This is a genomic window from Paenibacillus sp. MT124, assembly GCF_058792755.1.
In genome coordinates, this window is sequence record NZ_CM179500.1 from 3815089 (window position 1) to 3833306 (window position 18218).

General features: G+C 45.2%; 14 protein-coding genes. 1 reads left to right on the top strand and 13 read right to left on the bottom strand.

Annotation, left to right across the window (positions count from 1 at the left end; translation table 11 throughout):
* Positions 1-49: 49 nt before the first annotated feature.
* From AC3RCI_RS17160 to AC3RCI_RS17190, 7 genes are all read right to left on the bottom strand, one after another.
* Positions 50-700: an HAD family hydrolase gene (locus AC3RCI_RS17160; protein WP_492525712.1), complete on the bottom strand. Its 651-nt coding sequence runs from the start codon at positions 698-700 to the stop codon at positions 50-52.
* 194 nt (positions 701-894) lie between these two features.
* On the bottom strand, positions 895-1854 hold the full coding sequence (locus AC3RCI_RS17165) for an amidohydrolase family protein (protein WP_492525714.1): 960 nt from the start codon (positions 1852-1854) through the stop codon (positions 895-897).
* Between the two features lie 16 nt (positions 1855-1870).
* Positions 1871-3355: an ABC transporter substrate-binding protein gene (locus AC3RCI_RS17170; protein ID WP_492525716.1), complete on the bottom strand. Its 1485-nt coding sequence runs from the start codon at positions 3353-3355 to the stop codon at positions 1871-1873.
* Between the two features lie 56 nt (positions 3356-3411).
* Positions 3412-4293, bottom strand: coding sequence for a carbohydrate ABC transporter permease (locus AC3RCI_RS17175; protein ID WP_492525718.1), 882 nt, complete (start codon positions 4291-4293; stop codon positions 3412-3414).
* A gap of 18 nt (positions 4294-4311) precedes the next feature.
* Positions 4312-5244, bottom strand: a complete 933-nt coding sequence (locus tag AC3RCI_RS17180) for an ABC transporter permease (RefSeq protein WP_492525720.1) — start codon at positions 5242-5244, stop codon at positions 4312-4314.
* Between the two features lie 327 nt (positions 5245-5571).
* Positions 5572-6792 carry an amidohydrolase family protein gene (locus tag AC3RCI_RS17185; protein WP_492525722.1) on the bottom strand — a complete coding sequence of 407 codons (1221 nt, stop codon included), beginning with the start codon at positions 6790-6792 and terminating at the stop codon, positions 5572-5574.
* A gap of 58 nt (positions 6793-6850) precedes the next feature.
* Positions 6851-8071 carry an amidohydrolase family protein gene (locus AC3RCI_RS17190; RefSeq protein WP_492525724.1) on the bottom strand — a complete coding sequence of 407 codons (1221 nt, stop codon included), beginning with the start codon at positions 8069-8071 and terminating at the stop codon, positions 6851-6853.
* Between the two features lie 204 nt (positions 8072-8275).
* Between AC3RCI_RS17190 and AC3RCI_RS17195 the strand changes: the two genes are divergently transcribed.
* Positions 8276-9901, top strand: a complete 1626-nt coding sequence (locus tag AC3RCI_RS17195) for a PucR family transcriptional regulator (RefSeq protein ID WP_492525726.1) — start codon at positions 8276-8278, stop codon at positions 9899-9901.
* 292 nt (positions 9902-10193) lie between these two features.
* Here AC3RCI_RS17195 and AC3RCI_RS17200 read toward each other — a convergent pair whose 3' ends face one another.
* The 6 genes from AC3RCI_RS17200 to AC3RCI_RS17225 form a co-directional block, all read right to left on the bottom strand.
* The gene (locus tag AC3RCI_RS17200; protein ID WP_492525728.1) at positions 10194-10949 is read right to left on the bottom strand and encodes a class I SAM-dependent methyltransferase; all 756 of its coding nucleotides are present in this window, start codon (positions 10947-10949) and stop codon (positions 10194-10196) included.
* Between the two features lie 177 nt (positions 10950-11126).
* Positions 11127-13178, bottom strand: a complete 2052-nt coding sequence (locus tag AC3RCI_RS17205) for a serine hydrolase domain-containing protein (RefSeq protein WP_492525730.1) — start codon at positions 13176-13178, stop codon at positions 11127-11129.
* Positions 13179-13291: 113 nt separating this feature from the next.
* Positions 13292-14590, bottom strand: coding sequence for a GHKL domain-containing protein (locus AC3RCI_RS17210; protein WP_336781903.1), 1299 nt, complete (start codon positions 14588-14590; stop codon positions 13292-13294).
* Position 14591: 1 nt separating this feature from the next.
* Entirely contained in the window at positions 14592-15332 is a 741-nt protein-coding gene (locus tag AC3RCI_RS17215; RefSeq protein WP_492525732.1) for a LytR/AlgR family response regulator transcription factor, read from the bottom strand.
* A 330-nt stretch (positions 15333-15662) separates the two neighbouring features.
* Positions 15663-16733 carry an ABC transporter substrate-binding protein gene (locus AC3RCI_RS17220; RefSeq protein ID WP_492525734.1) on the bottom strand — a complete coding sequence of 357 codons (1071 nt, stop codon included), beginning with the start codon at positions 16731-16733 and terminating at the stop codon, positions 15663-15665.
* A 240-nt stretch (positions 16734-16973) separates the two neighbouring features.
* Entirely contained in the window at positions 16974-18158 is a 1185-nt protein-coding gene (locus tag AC3RCI_RS17225; RefSeq protein WP_492525736.1) for a DUF2264 domain-containing protein, read from the bottom strand.
* Between the last annotated feature and the right edge of the window lie 60 nt (positions 18159-18218).

The window sequence follows — 18218 nt, forward strand, 5'->3', positions numbered from 1 at the left end:
TTCATTATCGGCAGAATGCATACGTTTCGATAGGGAGTTTACAACACCATCAGTGAGAAAAGTACTCTTTTAACTCGTTTAAATCATCGATAACGATATCAGCCTGTGAAAGTTCGTCACTTTTGGCAAAATCAAAATTACATCCGATCGCTACCAAACCGTTGTCTTTAGCAGCAAGAATATCCGATAGGCGGTCCCCTATTACAGCTCCATTCGAAATTCCATATTTTACGATAATCTGCTGAACAAGATCTGATTTATTCAACGATTGAATTTGCTGAATGCTAAACGTCTCCGTAACCCAATGGTCCAAGCGATAATACGCAACAATGGCTCTTAGATATTCAGTCAAACCATTACTTGCTATGTAAATGGAGAAACCTCTCTTTTTAAAGTAGGCGAATATTTCTTTTACGTTAGGGTATAGAGCCCCTTTACCATTTCTTATATTATGTATTAATCTTTCTAGGAAATACGCATCCGTTAATTCCCTCACCTCTGCAGAATGCTGGGGTAATAACGTTTCCCATACCTTAGGCAGCGGCACCCCCATAATTTCTCGATATTGATCAATGGGTGTAGAAGTAAACCATTCATGTCGTGCTCTTAAATGATTAAACGTATCTTCAAGTGATAATTCTAAAATTTTATCTGTTTGAAACAACGTTCCATCCATATCAAATATAAGTGATTGTGACATAGCTGCATCTCCTTCGGTTAAATTACATTATATAATATTATACATATATTAGGTTCTCACGGTGTGACTAAAAATGATCTCTCTTAATAGCTATTGAAAAAAGAGCAGTTTGCCTATTGGCAATCTGCTCTTGTTAATTTCCAACAGATATATCCCTCTACTCTTCATTCGGCACAGTTAAAGTCGTCCTGAAGTTAGTTCAGTGTCACTTTTTCGTAAAACTTACTTATGCGGGGAAAGAGACGAAAGGCGTTGCCGTAAGCAATAGCCTTCATGTTATCTTCGCTAACCTGCATGGCTTCATGGAGTACCGACTCCCGCTGCATGCGTAGTACGCTGTCTGCCGGCCAAGGAATATCCGCACCAAATAGAATCCTATCAGGCCCAATTAACTTTTGGATTGTGCCGAGGTTCAGCGTGGAATCATAGTAGAGATGGTCCAATTTGGCCATTTCGGCTTCGAATAGTTCCGGCGTTGCTTCCACTTGGATGGAATCCTGCCCAATGGCTGCAAGGGCAATCCTCCATTTGATGTACGGAACCATGCCTCCTGTATGAGGAAGAATAAACCTAATTGAAGGATATTGGTCGAAAATGCGATGAACCGCCATCGTAGTGACAGCACGCGTCGTATCAAAGGTTCCTTCAAGCAGCGCAGGACTCAGTCCGGCAATTTTCTGGGGTATGAGAATCGGGTGAAGAAACACAACCGCACTACGTCGATCCAACTCGCTTAGCAGTTCAGCGTAATCTGGATGACTTAAATATTTCCCTTGATAACTAGAGAGCATTGCAACTCCATCCAGTCCAAGAATATCTAGCGCATATATGGTTTCTTCCAGGGCAGCTTCGGCATCAGGGAGCGGCAGCGTAGCAAATGCACCATATTTTTCTGGATACAGCTGAGCATACGAAGCAAGCTCTTCATTCATTTTCCGCGCAAGTGCATTGGCAGATGGCTGGTCAATGAATGTCAGATCTGACGGGGCCGAAAGAAACGAAAACGAAATGTCGGCTACACCCATTTTCTCAAGTCCAATCTCGGGCGTCCACTTCGGCATAAAACTCGGAATCTCCATGCCCAGCTCCTTCTGTTTCCTTTGCATTTCTCTAGAAATGATATGATGATGCACATCAATAACGGGATTAAACATATATGATCAGCTCCTTTTATTTGTTTTCAAGCCATTGGTTTAACTGGTTTTGCTTTTCTGCCAATATTTTGTCAACGCCTGCACTCTTTAATTTTTCGATATAAGCTGGCAATTCTGCCGGGTCAAACGTTCCTGTCTGAAATCCAGCGTCATACTGATTCTGGACATTGGTTACCGATGTAATTTGCGTTTTGACCGGATTGATATCGAAGCTGAATCCCATCGCCCTTGATTTTACGGCACTTTCATTTTCACTCTTTAACACCTCCCACATATCAGGGTCATTCCCTTCCCAGATATAGGATAGAAAATTGTTGCCAACTGCGTATTGATTGGAATCATAGCCTGATGAGCTCACACCGTCCGGCTTGGCAATGAGGCCATCGCTCTGTTTAACATAGTGCTTGCCCTCGATTCCATTCGTAAACAGATTAATGACCGCTTCATCCGAGTAGAACAGTTCCAAAACCTGAATGGCCTTATCCGGCTGCTCACTATTTCTCGCCAAAGACATCATGTTGGAAGCTACGCTATTTCGCGTCATATAGGAATCCTCCAGGGGAACACATGCAAGCTCGGTCCCTGCCGCCAGTGATTCCGAGTAACACTCATTGATATTCCGGATATAGGAGAAGGCTTTGCCCGCCTTAATCAGGTTGGATCCCGTTTCCTGGGATGTTGCAACATCTTTGCTAAAATAACCTTTCTCGTACCATTCGCGCATCAGATCAGCCATCGTTGAGAAGCGTTCGGTAGCAAAGAGATTCTGTACGGTGTAATCTGTTCCATTGAAATCCAGTACGCCAGGGGCTGTTCCCAAAGGATCGAAATTCAGCATGGCCTGTCCGGGAGTCTCTTGCGAGGTATAGCTGACGATTGGTGTGACTCCCGGCTCTTCATCCTTGATACGTTGCAGCACACCCGAGATATCACTCCATGTCTTTATGGACGCTAGGTCGATACCATGCTTATCAGCCAGCTCCTTGCTCATCACAAAACTTGGAGATAGTGCCCAGGCTTTGATGCTTGGAACGCCATAGGTTTCACCATTCATTCTTCCGGCTTCCGCCGCTTCTCCCGGAATGGTCTCCAGAATCTTTTGGCCGAATTCATTCAAATGTTCGTCCATAGGCAGCAGCTGCCCCCTGCTGATCTGAGACTCCAGACCAAACCACACACTGGTATACACCAGATCCAGTTTATCGCTGCCAGCCAGCATCAAGTTCATCTGATTCGCATAATTGGAGCCATTTACAGGCAGAAGCTTTACCGTTGCACCTACTTTCTCAGCTGTAATTTCACTAATGGCATCCTGAACTTCCTTGACATCCGTCACGTCGCCAAAAGCCGGATACGTCATGACCACTTCATACAAGCCAGTTTCTGCGTCATTTCCGCGTACCGATTCTTCCTCACTGCCCGAATTTCCACATGCTGTTAGTAAAACACCAAACAAGGAAATCACCAGCGTGAAACCTACAAACCTTTTTTCTGTAAACATCTTACTTCACTCCCCCATGTTTGCTATTGGAACAACCTATTGGATGCCGAGCTCTGTTAGCCTTTTACAGCACCAATGGTCAACCCTTTTACAAAGAACTTCTGGAAAAACGGATAGGCTGCGATAAGCGGCAGTACACCGATGACAGCAATCGCCATTCTCACGCTTGCAAGAGGTACGGATGAAGCGACAGCCGTCTGGCCGGACAAACTGTTCTGCTGCAAATACTGAACATCGGACAACATGCGGTTAAGCAGGTTCTGAATACTGTACAGGCTTCCGTCATTGATGAAGATCAGACCGTTAAACCAATCGTTCCAGTACGAAATCATGAGCATCAGACCAATCGTAGCCAGGCTGGGGAGCGCTAGCGGGAGAACAATTTTGCAATAAATGACCCATTCACTCGCCCCATCCACGTAAGCCGACTCCACAACTTCACCGGGAATTGACGTGGAGAAGAAACTGCGCATCAATAAAATGTAGAAGCCATTAGTCAGTAGATTCGGGATGATCAAGGACCAGATGGTGTCTTTCAAATGAAAGAGGTCCGTATACACCAGGTACATGGGCACGAGCCCGCCATTGAAAAGCAGAGTGAAAAATACAAAGAAGGACAGGAACGAACGAAACGGAAGCACATTTCTCGATAATGGATAAGCGATGAGTGTTGTAATCAGAAGGCCAAGAATGGTTCCCACAATGGTGATGAACGTGGTAATTCCGTACGAGCGCAGAATCAATGAATACTGATTGAACAAGTACACATAAGCGTCGAAACTGAATTGATCTGGAATCAAGCTATATCCATTTCTAATGATGGCTTGTTCCTCGGTAAGCGAAGCGGATATGAGGAGCAGGAACGGAAATGCTCCAGCAATTGCCATCGCGATGAGCACGAAGTGAACCGTTATTTGATAAACTCGATTTGAATACAAGTTGGCCACCCCCTTTTACTAAAACAGAGCCAGATCCTTGTCTTTTCGGCGAACGAACGCATTGGTCGTCAAGACTAACACAAATCCGACGATGGACTGGTATAGTCCTGCTGCAGATGACATCCCGAAGTCCCCGAAAGTCATCAATCCGCGGTAAACATAAGTGTCAATGACATCCGTAGTAGTTTGCAGTGCACCTGAATTCAACGGAACCTGATAGAACAGTCCAAAATCGGAATTGAAGATGCGTCCAACCGAAAGGAGAACCAGAATAACCATTGTGGGTTTAATCAGAGGAAGGGTGATGCTCCAAACTTGCCTCCACTTGGAAGCTCCATCCAGCGTAGCTGATTCGTAGTACTCCTGGCTGATGCCTACGATGGAGGCCAGATAGACGATGCAGGTATAACCAACATTTTTCCACAGGTACACGACACTTAATATGTAAGGCCATTTCCCAGCGTCTGCATACCACGACACCGAATCGATCCCCAGCCAAGGAAGCACGTAATGGTTGACGAACCCGTTCTCCTCGTTTAGCAAGGCTAGTACCAAATAAGCGACTATAACCATAGAGATGAGGTAAGGGAGTAAAATAATGCTCTGATACAAGCGAGAGAGGAATCTTTTTCTTACTTCGTTTAGCAACACCGCTACGGCTATGGAGAGTATCGTTCCGAGCAAGATAAACGCGCCATTGTACAATAGTGTGTTTCGGGTAATCACCCAGGCATCCTGCGTTTGGAACAGGTAGGCAAAGTTATCAAGACCTACCCAGTCGCTTCCCCATATCCCCTTTGCGAAATTAACATTTTTAAATGCAATGATAATGCCAAGCATCGGCAAGTAGTTGTTGATGAACAGATAGATGATACCTGGTAAGATCATGACCAATAGCAACCAATGCCTTTTTATGTTTTGGATGCGATGTGCAAAGGTACTACGACGCATGCCCTTCTCCCCCTTTTCTACGTAACGATACTTGGTGTCGTAAATCAAATATATCCCTCCTTTTCTCTTTCGCGTAAGTTTATCTAACGTTATTTTCTTCTTACAAGAATAATACGCTGTAAATACCCCCTAGTCATTGGTGTTATCGTCTAAAAAATTCAACGCATCTTGGACTGATACACCAAAAGGAAACCAGTATCCCGGCATCCGTGTCAACAATAGTTACGTGACAATACAACATGTCTAGTTTTTCATACATCCTACTTCCGCAAACAAAAAAAGCAGCGCATCAAGGACGCGCTGCTTCTTACTCCTAGCAGAAAATAGTTATGAATGAATTTCTGCCATCAGCCTGCTGGTTGGAAACGCACGGCCTCCAACAAGCACACCACCCGAGAATACCGCTTCTCGAGGAGGTACCGATGCCAGCGCATGCATCGCATTCAAGGCATGTACTAAGGAGAAATCGCCGCGATCACCCACTTTTGGAGTTAACGGCGCATTGGAAATCAGCTTGTATGTCTCAAGTAACCAGTGATCTTCTACCCAACCGGATGCTTCAGCGAGACGTGACCCACGTGAGAGCATATCGCCATTGCCGAATGGACTCCACGAATCCAGAATATTATCTGAACCGACATGTACAGCTACTCCCGCTTCCAGCAATAGCTTAATGGGCGGCATAGGTCTATCGATAGGTGCACTTGTCATGATGGATACGCCTGTCGCACACAGCTTTTCTGCCAATGAACGTACCTCTGCTTCAGTAACCTGACCCAAACAATAGGCGTGGCTCACTGAAGTGCGGCCGGACATGCCTGCTTGTTCCGTTAAATCAGCGAAACGATCGAACGTGTATGTTCCGAGGTGATCCGGGTCATGCAGATGTAAGTCGATTCCCGCAGCAAATTCTGCCCCTAGCTCAAACATCGCTTCCAGGCTGGCGTCCACTCGGCGGTCCAGCCCGGCCGGATCCACACCGCCTACATAGTCGGCTCCAGCGCGGAGTGCTTGCCGCATGACGGCTACAGATTCGGATCGAAGTAGTCCTTGTTGAGGAAACGCAACGATCTCTATATCCATGCGGCCCCGATATAATTCACGAACTTCCAATATCTCCTCCAGATGCGAAAGACCGATTTGCGGATCAACGTCAACGTGCGTTCGGATCTTGGCTGTACCTTGGGCCAGCATTAAATCGAGCAACCGTTTAGCGCGTTCTCCTGCTCCGGTCGGAAGTTCTCCCAGCATGCGTTTCTCGAATTCCAATTGGCCAGGCAGGGTGACAAAGGGCTGCAGTGTCTTCCACGGCTCGCCAAGAAAATGTTTGTCCAGGTGGATATGCATATCTGCCATGGGTGGAACGTAATGCAGACCTCCCGCTTCGAAGACATTTGCCCCGTTATGGTTGGTACCTCCAGATGCAAACTCCGCATCGGCTGCAGCTGTTTCAATGCTGATGATCGTTCCTGTCGTTCGATCAATCGTTAGATTAAACAGATCATCTGCCCATTTTACGTTTTTAATAATGGTTAACTGTTTCTCCATAGCTTCATCCCCTTCACTCGTGTTCCAATATCTATAGCTTGTGATTCCCGCAGCCATTCTATTGCTTTTGAACCACACTACCGACCTGCACACCCGATTTCCAAACGATTCGCGTTTCCGGCTTATCCAGCAGCACATCCCTTTCGGATTGTTCCTGGAATAACACCATATCTGCCGGAGCGCCTACCTTTATTCCATAATTTTCAATACCCAAAGCCTGAGCTGCGTTATACGTCAGCATCCTGATCAACGCAAGGGCATCCCGTTCCCCGCCCATATACGAAGTTACGGCCAGAAGCCAGGCAACCTCTAACGGATCCGCTTTGCCAAACGGTGTAAATGCGTTGCGGACATTATTGACGCCAATTGCTACATTCACACTGCATTCCTGCAGCAATTGCACTGGTGCCAAGCCTCTGCGCGGCCCTTCCGCATCTCCTCGACCATTCAAAAACAGGTCGGTCATCGGCAGCGTAATAACGCTGATCCCGGCACGATGCAGAAGTTCCGCGATATCCATGGCTTCATGCTCAGGCAGAGAACCGAGCGAGGTTACATGTCCGGCAGATACCCGTCCCTGCATTCCTGTGATGAGTGTTCTTCTGGCTATGTCCGCGATGGCACGGTCCATGGGATTGTCCGAAAAATCCGTATGAAAATCCAGCGGTTTTCCGTATTTTTCTGCCAGACCAAATGTAAAATCCAAGTGATCTTCCAGGCATTCATCCTGATACGTGATTCCTCCGACGACGTCAGCCCCCATACGCAGCGCTTCCTCCATTAACTCTTCCGTCCCAGGACTACTGAATACGCCTTCTTGCGGAAAGGCAACCACCTGCAGATCCAATTGATCTCTTATAGATTGTTTCAGATGGAGAGCCGACTCCATTGCTTTGAGACCCAGAATCGGATCAACCTCGGCATGGCAGCGCATATGAGTAACACCGTTGCGGACGGCTTGACGAATGACAGCAAGCGACCGCTTGTACATGTCCTCGTCTGTAAAAGAACTTTTCAGTTTAGCCGTTATCTGAATTGCGTCTTGGAGAGAATCTGCATCCCGATCCATGACATCCAGTAAATAGGCTTTTTCCAGGTGAATATGCGGCTCGACAAAGCCGGGCAGCAGCAAGCCTCCTTTGGCTTGAACGACATTCATCGCTTCCGATATCCCTTCACCGGATGGTGAGATAAATGCAATTTTACCTGAGGATACCCCTACATCCATTCGCCTTCCATCCTTGGATAACACGGTATCGGTGATAAGCAAATCAACCATGACAGCCCTCCAATCATGTACGCTTTTGTTACACATTAAAAACAATTCAAGCATATTCCACTCTGCAGGGGGAAGTCATTGGATGATAAAGATAAAAATAATTTGGATTATTGGACGAACAAGCCAAAGATATTTACTCGCAAGGATCATAATGTTATATTACTTAACAATAGTTTAACTTGTTCCAGAAAGGGATGGGTCGATGTGCTGCTAATAGATTTGCTCAATAACGGCATTTACGATGATGCCAGAGTGATTACTGGGCACAAGGGTCTTACGCGCGAGGTTCAAACCGTTAACATTATGGACTGTCCTGATATCATACGGTTTTTGAGGCCAAACGAGCTCTTGCTGACCAACGGCTATTTCATGAAACAGCAACCTGAAGTGTTCATTCACCTGATCAGGGACATGCAGCGGCTTCGCTGCTCCGGCTTGGCCATCAAAACCAAGCGTTTTGAACTTCCGATCCCTGATGAAATATTACATGAAGCCGACCGTATCGAATTTCCTATCATTGAAATTTCCGATGTATGTCTATCCCTTGGTGAGATTTTGCAACGATCGACCAGTGTTATTCTGAACAATAAGAGCGACGAACTTCAATATGCACTTAGCATTCACAAGAAATTCTCCGAAATGATCATGCGCGGCAAAGGAATTTCCGGCATTATCCAGTCCTTATCCAAACTGCTCTCCTCCCCAGTCATCCTGCTAAACAACAAATGGAAAACCATTGCTGCCACCAATCAAAATACAATTATTACTGAGCTTACCGCAGCAGCAGTTACTGCACTTCACAACTTGTCCGATACCTCCAGCCCGACTTCATTGTGCTTAATCGACTCATCTCTTCGGGAACGCAGCTGCATGCTGGTATACCCTGTAAAAACGTATCGTCACGAAGGCTATTTGTTATCTTTTCATACGCCAGATCAATGGACTGGTCTGTACGGTTTAACGCTTGAACAAGCCTCCAACGTTATTGGAATGGAGCTGACCAAATCCCAAGCAGTCAAGGAACGTTCGCGCAGGCATAAAAACGAGTTTTTTTCCGATTTGATCGAGGGGTATATTACTTTCGAGCAGGAAGCGCTGAACCGCGGCAAGAAATACGGGCTTAGAAAGGGTTATTCTTGTGTCGTGCTGGCTATTCGTAACGACGAGGAGGCGGCTCTAAAGGGAGACAACTTGACCGAACAAGAGGAGCAATACGAGCATATTAAACGTCATTTTGGTGCGTTGGAGCATTCTTTCACCATGTTTACCAAACATGATACCTACTGCATTCTACTATCCATCCCGGAGTCAGGCTGGGACGAGGCGAAGCTCACCGAGCATCTCACTGGAATGCTTAAACACCTCCATCATGAGAATGGAATGAACATGTCGGTTGGCATCGGCAAACCTGCAATGAATGTGCTTGGCGTTCGCCATTCTTACACAGAAGCAGTCAATGCGCTGCAATTCGGCTATCGATTTAAACGCAAACAATTTGTCCAATCCTATCAAGCCAAGGATATCGGATATTTATTCCATATGCTTCCTCACGACGAACTAAAACAATTTTACGAATCGACTCTAGATGGATTATTGCAAATCGCCGACGAATCCGAAAGAAAAGAGCTGCTCCGTACCTTGAATGCATTTTATGAAACACAATGCCAGCTTGTCGAAACATCCAAACAGCTTTTCGTGCATCGGAATACGGTGGTGTACAGATTGGAAAAGTGTGAAAGATTCCTGGATGTAAGACTCAAAGATCCCGCTGAAAGTCTACGAATTCGTATAGCGCTAGCGATCGAACCTTTATTGCTGCAAAAAGATTAAGAGACACATCTTCATGAAGGTTCTTGTTTCGCCAAACGATCTATGGGAGAGTTCCCGCAGTTCTACCGGTATTTCACAAAAAACAGCCGCTCTCAGGTTCTCTGTGAACGGCTGCAGATTATTTTTTTAATGAACGCTATCATCTACATGAAACGATACTTACATTTATGGCCGAAACACGAAACGAGAAGCTATCGACAAAAGGAGGCCCATTATTAAAAGTGACGCCCACGAGTCATGAGCAAACATTTGAACAAGCTCCCATACGTTTGAAGGGCCAGATTGAGGTCCATCACACTTCTCCCCAAAATATCTCCGTTTCATAATCAAAAAGAACCGTACCCTCCCGTTTATTTCGATCAAATATGTTCTGAAGCTCAGACATCATCGGCGTATAATTGGGATGACCGGGCACAGGACTGTAGGAAGATGATTGCAATCTGCCTCTCAAGCCCTCGAAGTCGAACTCCTGACTCATTTGAAAGTTCGCTTTCTGCATCGTGCCTTCCTTGAAAAAAGAATGAAGTACAGACTCGGAAATATTCTTATGATTCACTTTTTCATAGTCGGTTCCGTACGCATGCAGCAGCTGATCGTATTCTACCCGAAACGAGTTACCGCTAGTAAGACGGGAATTCCAGATTAATACCACTTTACCTCCCGGCTGTAAAATTCGCCTAAACTCGGTCTGCGCTGCCAAGCGGTCAAACCAGTGAAACGCCTGTGCGCACACAATAAATTCTACCGAATGATTAGGTAATCCCGTAGATTCTGCAGAGCCTGATATCGTCTGAAAGTTCGGTTCATTCTCTAGCATCTGCTCGGCGGCTGCGCGCATGGCCTGATTCGGCTCGACGGCTATAACATAGCTTCCACGTTCCAGAAGTAATCTCGAGAAAATCCCTGTCCCTGAACCAATATCTGCGATCTTACTGTTCGCATGCAAACCAACGGAGGTGTATAGATAATCAATGGCCTCTTTCGGATAACTCGGGCGGTAGTTCGTATAGGAATCAACCCGGTTTGAAAACCGTTCTTCATGTTTCATCTGTCATCAGGTCTCCTTTGAATTAGAATATCTTAAGCACAGCATATCACTACCTTCTTTATTCACCTCAGAAACCCTTCCTGATTATTCCATATACTTACTATAAAAAAACAGACCCCGGGCAGCGTGTGCTCGTGATCTGTTAATTCTATTGAACTCGTATAATGTTACCCGCGTTTATTTTAAATGGATCTTGAAGACATCTCCAGCTTCACCACCAAAGACGATAAAGCCACCTTTGGGAAGCTCAATGGATTGTTGAGGGGTTGCAATGGAAAAGTGAACCACTTCGCCCTGCTCATTATATACCGCATACCCCCCGCCATTCGGCGAATCTACAGTCAACGATTTGTTCGCAGAACGAGAATCGATAGCAAACCAACGGGCTTGACCGCTCGCCGGTATGGTGGCCTTACCTGTCTTGCCGCCAAAGATCGGTGTAATCGCATCCTCTGCAATATATTCCTGCCCATCCTGAATCAAAATCTCAGCATTATTCTTGGTGTAAAATTGCAGATCGAAAGCATCTCTACCGTTCATCACGGGAATCTCTGCCACATTCACTGCATGGTCTGAATCTACAATTTGAGTGCCGTTTGCATAACCGTTCTCCGTATCCACGCTCAGATTTTTGATTAGCATCGAAGGAAGCAGATAAAAAATCGATGTGATTTTTTCATCTAGTGCGTAATATTTGGAGCCGCTGCGATCTGTCCATTTCTTTTCTGTGGCTGTGTTCAAAGGGTTGGGTTCCAATTTTTGATAATCATACGTGTTCATCACCGTTTGACCTAAACCCGGCAATGTAATCACTGCCTGCACCTTAACATATACTTTACCGTTCTGTTCCTTCACGAAACTGGCCTTCACACTTCCATCCGTACTTGTGAATTGGCCCTCTCCAGTGTAGACATACTTCTGCTCTGGAATGATTCCGCCCTGCAAAGCTGGCAGTGTGATTTCGTCGTTTTTGACCTGAATATCCAGTGTTGTACCTATTGTACCGTACAGACCCGAATACGCATTAAGCTCCGTAGGCATCTTCACTTTTACGGGTGGGGAGAATGTCTGATCTTCCTTGATTTCCTCGATGACACCCTGATCCTCCAATACCTCCAGCAGTACTTTGCTCGCAAACATCTGATTGTAGATGGAGGACCCACCTGAGGACAGAACCGCCATTGAAATATCATGCTCAGGTATGGTAATTAGTGATGCATGATACATCATGGTGTCTCCACCTTTGGCAAGTGCAGTAATACCATAATCGCTAAACGGGGCAAGATCCACAGCATCCCATCCCAGGCCATAATTGAACGTGTTTCGCTCATCTGATACCCATATTCCTTGTCGATATTCATGATTTTGCATAGACTTGACCGAGGATTCGGACAATATGTCCGGTCTATTACCCATCAATACTTCAGCAAATTCGGTCAATTCTTCGGATGTGGAGTATATCCCACCTGTACCAAGAATGTTCGCATTTTCAACTGGCATTTTGGTTTCAATCGTGGGCCAATACGCTTCAGATAATTGATCTCTATCGAATGCATCCAGCGGTGTTTTGGTTGCTTTCAGCTGTAACGGATTACTGATAAACTTGGCGACATAATCGCTGTAGCTTAAACCACTCACGCGTTCAACCAGGATCTCAAGCAATTGAAAGCCATCGTTACAATATACGGAATATGAACCAGGTTTCGATTTTAACTTTTCAGTTTTGAGTTTAAGCAATAGTTCATCGTGGTTGCGCATGTCATTGTCGTCAAACAGCATGCTGTTCCCGTAATGTGAACCGTAGAGACCCGATGAATGATTCATCAGCATCCGCGGGGTAATTTGGGTGTACCTGGCATCCGCCATCTCAAAGTCCTGAATATAGGTAGTAAGAGGCTCATCCAGATCTACTTTCCCGGAATCCACCAACATCATGGTGGCTGCGGTGACAACCATCTTGCTCACCGAGCCAATGCCGTACATACTTTCCTTGGTGACCGGTGTCTCGGATGCTTTGTCGTGAAAACCAGTGCTGCCCGACAATATGATTTCTCCCTGATCCCTAATCGCATATTGTAGACTTGTGACTCCATAATTTTGCACCAGATTTGTGGCCATTCGTTCTACCTGCTTTTCAATTGAAGTGCTCTTATTCGCCTCTGCCTTGACGTCTGTCATCGGAGTGATCACAAGCACCGCTGTAAATAACACACTGAACAGTTTCTTCATCCTCAGCTTCCTCCCTCAGTACTTTCGATAAGATGAATTCATCATATCTGGGAAGAGACACTCTGAACGTGAACAAACCCTGAATGGAAAAAAACAATCCCTGAACGGCATGTTCAGAGACTGTTGACTTCAAAGGGCAGCACGACCATGTTATTGAATGTCCGATGATGATGTTCAATCGTCATATGCCCACCGTATTTTTCACACATCCTTGATATATTCGTAAGGCCGATTCCGTGAAACTCCGGATTGGGCTTCTCACTTTTCAAATTGGTTAGTGATTGCTCTACATGATTCAACACCTGGATGACAATCGCAGATGCAGTAGAATGAATGGCAATCAGGATATACCTGTCTTCTGCCTGCCTGACTTTCTTGGAAGCCTCGACTGCATTATCCAGCATATTGCCAAGTACAACACAGAGATCATAACGATCGATATGGACCTGTTGAGAATGAAGCTGAATGCGGGCGTCAATCTTGATTCCGTTTGCCTGTCCTACGGCAATGGTATTGGTGACAAGCGCATCGATCACGAGATTGCCCGAGTTTACCCGCTGGTACACGCCTTCAATCTTATTTAAGGTAAGCTTTATATGATCAGAAGCTGCTTCATGTTTGTTTTGCTTGATACATTCTTCAATGTACAGAAACTGCTGATGAATATCATGGATGATGCCTTTCACATTTTTGAAACTGTGCACTGTCTTCTCGTAGTTGGCATCCTGATAATCCATCTGACGCTGCAGCTGGGCATTCTCATTCGCAAGCTGAACCTTCTCCATCATATTATCGAATACATAGACAATGAACACATTGAGAAACAGCGAGCCCATCACGGAAATGATATAAAAGATGTTTTTCTCACTGTAGTTCGAAGCCACATTAATCTGATATAACGTAATGATCGGTACAATGAGAAATAAAAGATAATAGCGATAGTGCAGGGCGAAACTTCTGCGTTTGGCAATAAGACGAACGACTTGAATGACAATAAACATGAGACTGCAGCCAAGCAGCATCACCTTGTAGAACACCCCATGATAACCCTCGTTGAAGTGATCCCATGTGGTGTAATCCGTAGCGTCCCAGACACTCATAATATATACAGCAATATAATTCACCATGGTGACCAATACGGCATATAGGACCGTGAAAACCAGTTTTAGCTTCAACTCCACGTCATAGGATTGCGCCAGACTGAAGATAAATATTAAGACAACCAGCGACGAGATGACCGAAGGCAATGTAGAAGCCAGATAGAAAAAACATAAGACAATAAACAGAGCAAAATAGACCACTCTCTTCGGCTTTTGCCTGGACTTGCCCAGTACCGAATTAAAATAAAAATTCACCTGGAATGCCATAAGCAGCGTAACGACGATGACAGACAAGATTGTAAATGGTTCCATATCATTGAATCCTCATAATCATATATTTGGTGTAGGCATCCTTGACTTCCTTGACTTTTGAACGACCAATGGGCAATTCCGCACCATTTAACATGACGACCTGGGAGCCGCTAAACTTCTGGACATGCATCAGGTTAATGACAATTGAGCGATGAATTTGCAAGAAGCCATGATTCTTCAAAGCATCCGCATAATTCGAAATAATACCTTTACTTTCATGCGTGCTTTCATTAGTTACAAAACTCAGTTTGTTTTTGATTGTTAGACTTTTCATCACTTCAATCCAGAGAATATCATCGTATTTCAATAACAATTCTTCATAAGCTGATTTGATTAATACAAACTTTTTGTCCATTGATCTCAAGTACTGGCATAGTTTAATCATTTTCTCCTCGAAGATATGTGTCTGGATCGGTTTGATCAGATATTGAAAAGTAACCACATCGAAGCTCTCTACCATATACTCCGGATAGCTGGTCAGAAACATGATTTGCACATCCAGAAATTTCATCGTTCTGATCTCTTTGGCTGTCTGTATGCCGTTCATTCCGTTCATCTCCACATCCATAATGAGAATATGGAAGGTATTCCCAGCCGTTTTGTAATGAGAAATCAACTCTTCACCGGATGCAAATAAGGTAACTTGGAAATCAATATTCGTTTTCAGAGATAAGGAGATCAGCATCGCTTTCACGAGCTCTCTTTGTTTCTCCTCATCATCACAAATGGCAACATTAAACATGATTAAACATCCGCCCTTCATTTGACGACAATTCTGAGTTTCACTCTCAAATATACTACTTTATCATACATTTCAGGGGGAAATGGGATGAAACGTATGTTTCAAACCCTAAACTGCATGGAGACCGGTTGGAACAGTTAAAATTCCTGAAGTATCGAACCACTATTGGTTCCTATTCGTGCCATTGATAAACTTTGAAAAACGTTTTTTCCATTGATTGCTAATCGTACTCATAATGAGACAAGAAAAGGAGCCAACTCCGAAAGTTGGCTCCTACTTGAATGTGAAGATATAATATCGTAACACATGAATTATATAAATTAGGTTATATTACAACCCCATATCATCAGCAAGGTTCTCAACACCTGTGAAGATGGAATCTCCGTAACCCCAGAAATTGTTGAAATCAATAACATAGATTTTCTTGTTTTTCACTGCGTTAATACTTTGCACCTGCTTGTTGGCTAGCAACTTGTCAATCGTTTCTTGCGGATCAATACCGCCAGCATATTTGGAAATGATCATCACATCCGGATTGATCTCGATGAGCTTCTCCAGACTGAGTGTGCCTGTTTCATTGATCAACATATTATGTACGTTGATTAATGACATTGCACTTTCGATAAATGTATCTCCATTTCCGTTGTAAACCGCAATGGTTCCATCACCATTATCCGAGAAGGACGCATAGTTGATCGTTTCAGCACTAGCACGAGCCTTCAATGCTTCCTCGCGTACTTTAAGCTCCTCAATATATGCCGCCGCGGTAGCTTGTACGTTAAAGATCTCGCCCAGCTCGGTGATATCCTTATACAGACTATCCAACGAAGCATCAGTAACACTCGTGCTCTGCACAAACGTTTTGATACCCATATCATTCAAGCTGTTGACTGTACCCACACCCCAGTCGGCATCCTCAAACAGTCCGCCACGTCCCATAATCAGGTCAGGTGAAGCGCCAATGGTCACTTCCTTCCCAACATATCCTTCGGCCAGAACAGGGATTTTCTTAAACTCATCAGCAATATCTTCAGGCACACTGCCAAACAAAGCCGCTACTCCCACGAGCTTGTCCGTCAATCCAAGGCGAATCATCAGCTCGGCTGCACCTTGGGTATTGGCAACAACGCGTTCAGGTGCCTTGTCAAATGTTTGTTCCTTGGCGACCCAAGTTCCGTTCTCTGTAGTATAATTCGACACGGTTACCGGGTAAGTTGTTTCAGCTGCAGCTGAAGCATCAGTCTGCTCACCATCTGCTGCTGCATTCGTGGCGCTGCTCTCCACAGCTTGCTGTGAGCTGCCCTTGGCACCGTCGCTGCCACCGCTTGAACACGCAGCAAGCACCAGAATCATTGCAGTAATTAAACAAAGAAACATCCCTTTTTTTACGGACACCAACATGTAAATAACCTCTCCCTTTTCCATTCTAGTCTGTCTTTTTGACCATTATGTAAAATAACTATTGTCAGTATACAGTAAATGTCGGAGCGTGTAAATGAGAACAATAATCAATATCATTAAGTCGAGAACAAAAAAGCCGCTTTACAGCGACTCACCATACAGTTCTATTCTTCCCTCTCCATGACATCCGTTCATGAGGCTGCACGAACAAATGATCAATATGATTGCCAAAAACGTTCCTCAACCCCATTTAAACTTTTGATCATGGTAGGCTTTATCCAGATTGACCTCTCCTCCGGACCATACTTTCCGTGAAGTCCACTCGGCCTCTCCCTGCCAGAAATCAGCCTCAGGTGAGAGTCCTAACGCAAGGAATACGGTCGTGCACAGATACAAACTGCCCGTTGATATGTAAGCTTCACCGATTTCCGGCTGGCTTCCTGCGAATCCAATTCGCAGCCATCCGGCATCGTCAAACGTCCCTGGCATCTGAATCTGCCGCTGGATCACAGCCGTAAGGGCACAGCGAACTTGAGCTGGCTCCACTTCTACCGGGAGTTCCTCTCGGAGTGCCATGAGAGATAAATGCTGAAATGCTCCGAAACGATAGGCAAGTGATCGCCCAATGGGCGGGAAGGTGCCTTCTGGTGAAATTAGGCGTTCCAGGATGGCAGCATAGCGAATGGCTCTGTCTAACACCCTGATCCTTATCGCCTTCCAATCGTCGAATTGATCTCCTAACGCGTCCAATGTATCTACGAGCATGGGTTGAATCACAAAGCTGTTATAGTAATCCCAATGAAAGTCAGGCCCGTCACCATATGCACCATCACCCATGTACCATTGGTCATGCTGCCTTACCGCATAATCCACTCGCATGCGATCCCAAGTCTCTACACCCATTCGGGCAAGAGCCGCTTCAATGATGGCACTAAACAACAGCCAGTTGCTGAATACAGGGCGTATAATCCGTGTGGCGAGCAGAGCTGATTTCAGATTATCTTTTGCTTTCTCGTCCAGCAGCTCATACAGCTCATGTGGAGCCCGAAGCACCGCATTCGCAAGAAAAGCAGCATCAACAACAGGCTGGCCGCCTTGCGTGAAATTCATAAAATCGGGCGAAGCTGGATCTGTCGCCACTCCGATTGCACGCCTGGCCAGATCTGCCATCCTGGCTCGAATCTCCCCTTCCTCACCTGAACGAGGGCCATGTTCAAGCCATGGTGCAATTCCTGCCAAAGTCCGCCCCAAAGCTTCCAAATAGGCGTAGTCGGTACGATCTCCCCCCTTTGATTCGACAGGCATATCGATAACTAGTCTGCTTTCCGATAAGGAACAGAGCACAGGATGCGCTATGCGAACCAACGTATCGACCCAATACTTTCTGTCAACCGACACTTTCTCCTCCTCCTTCAAAATAAACATTTTTAGAAATTATAGATGGTTGTTTTGACGTAAACAATAAACTATAATCATCAAAAACTG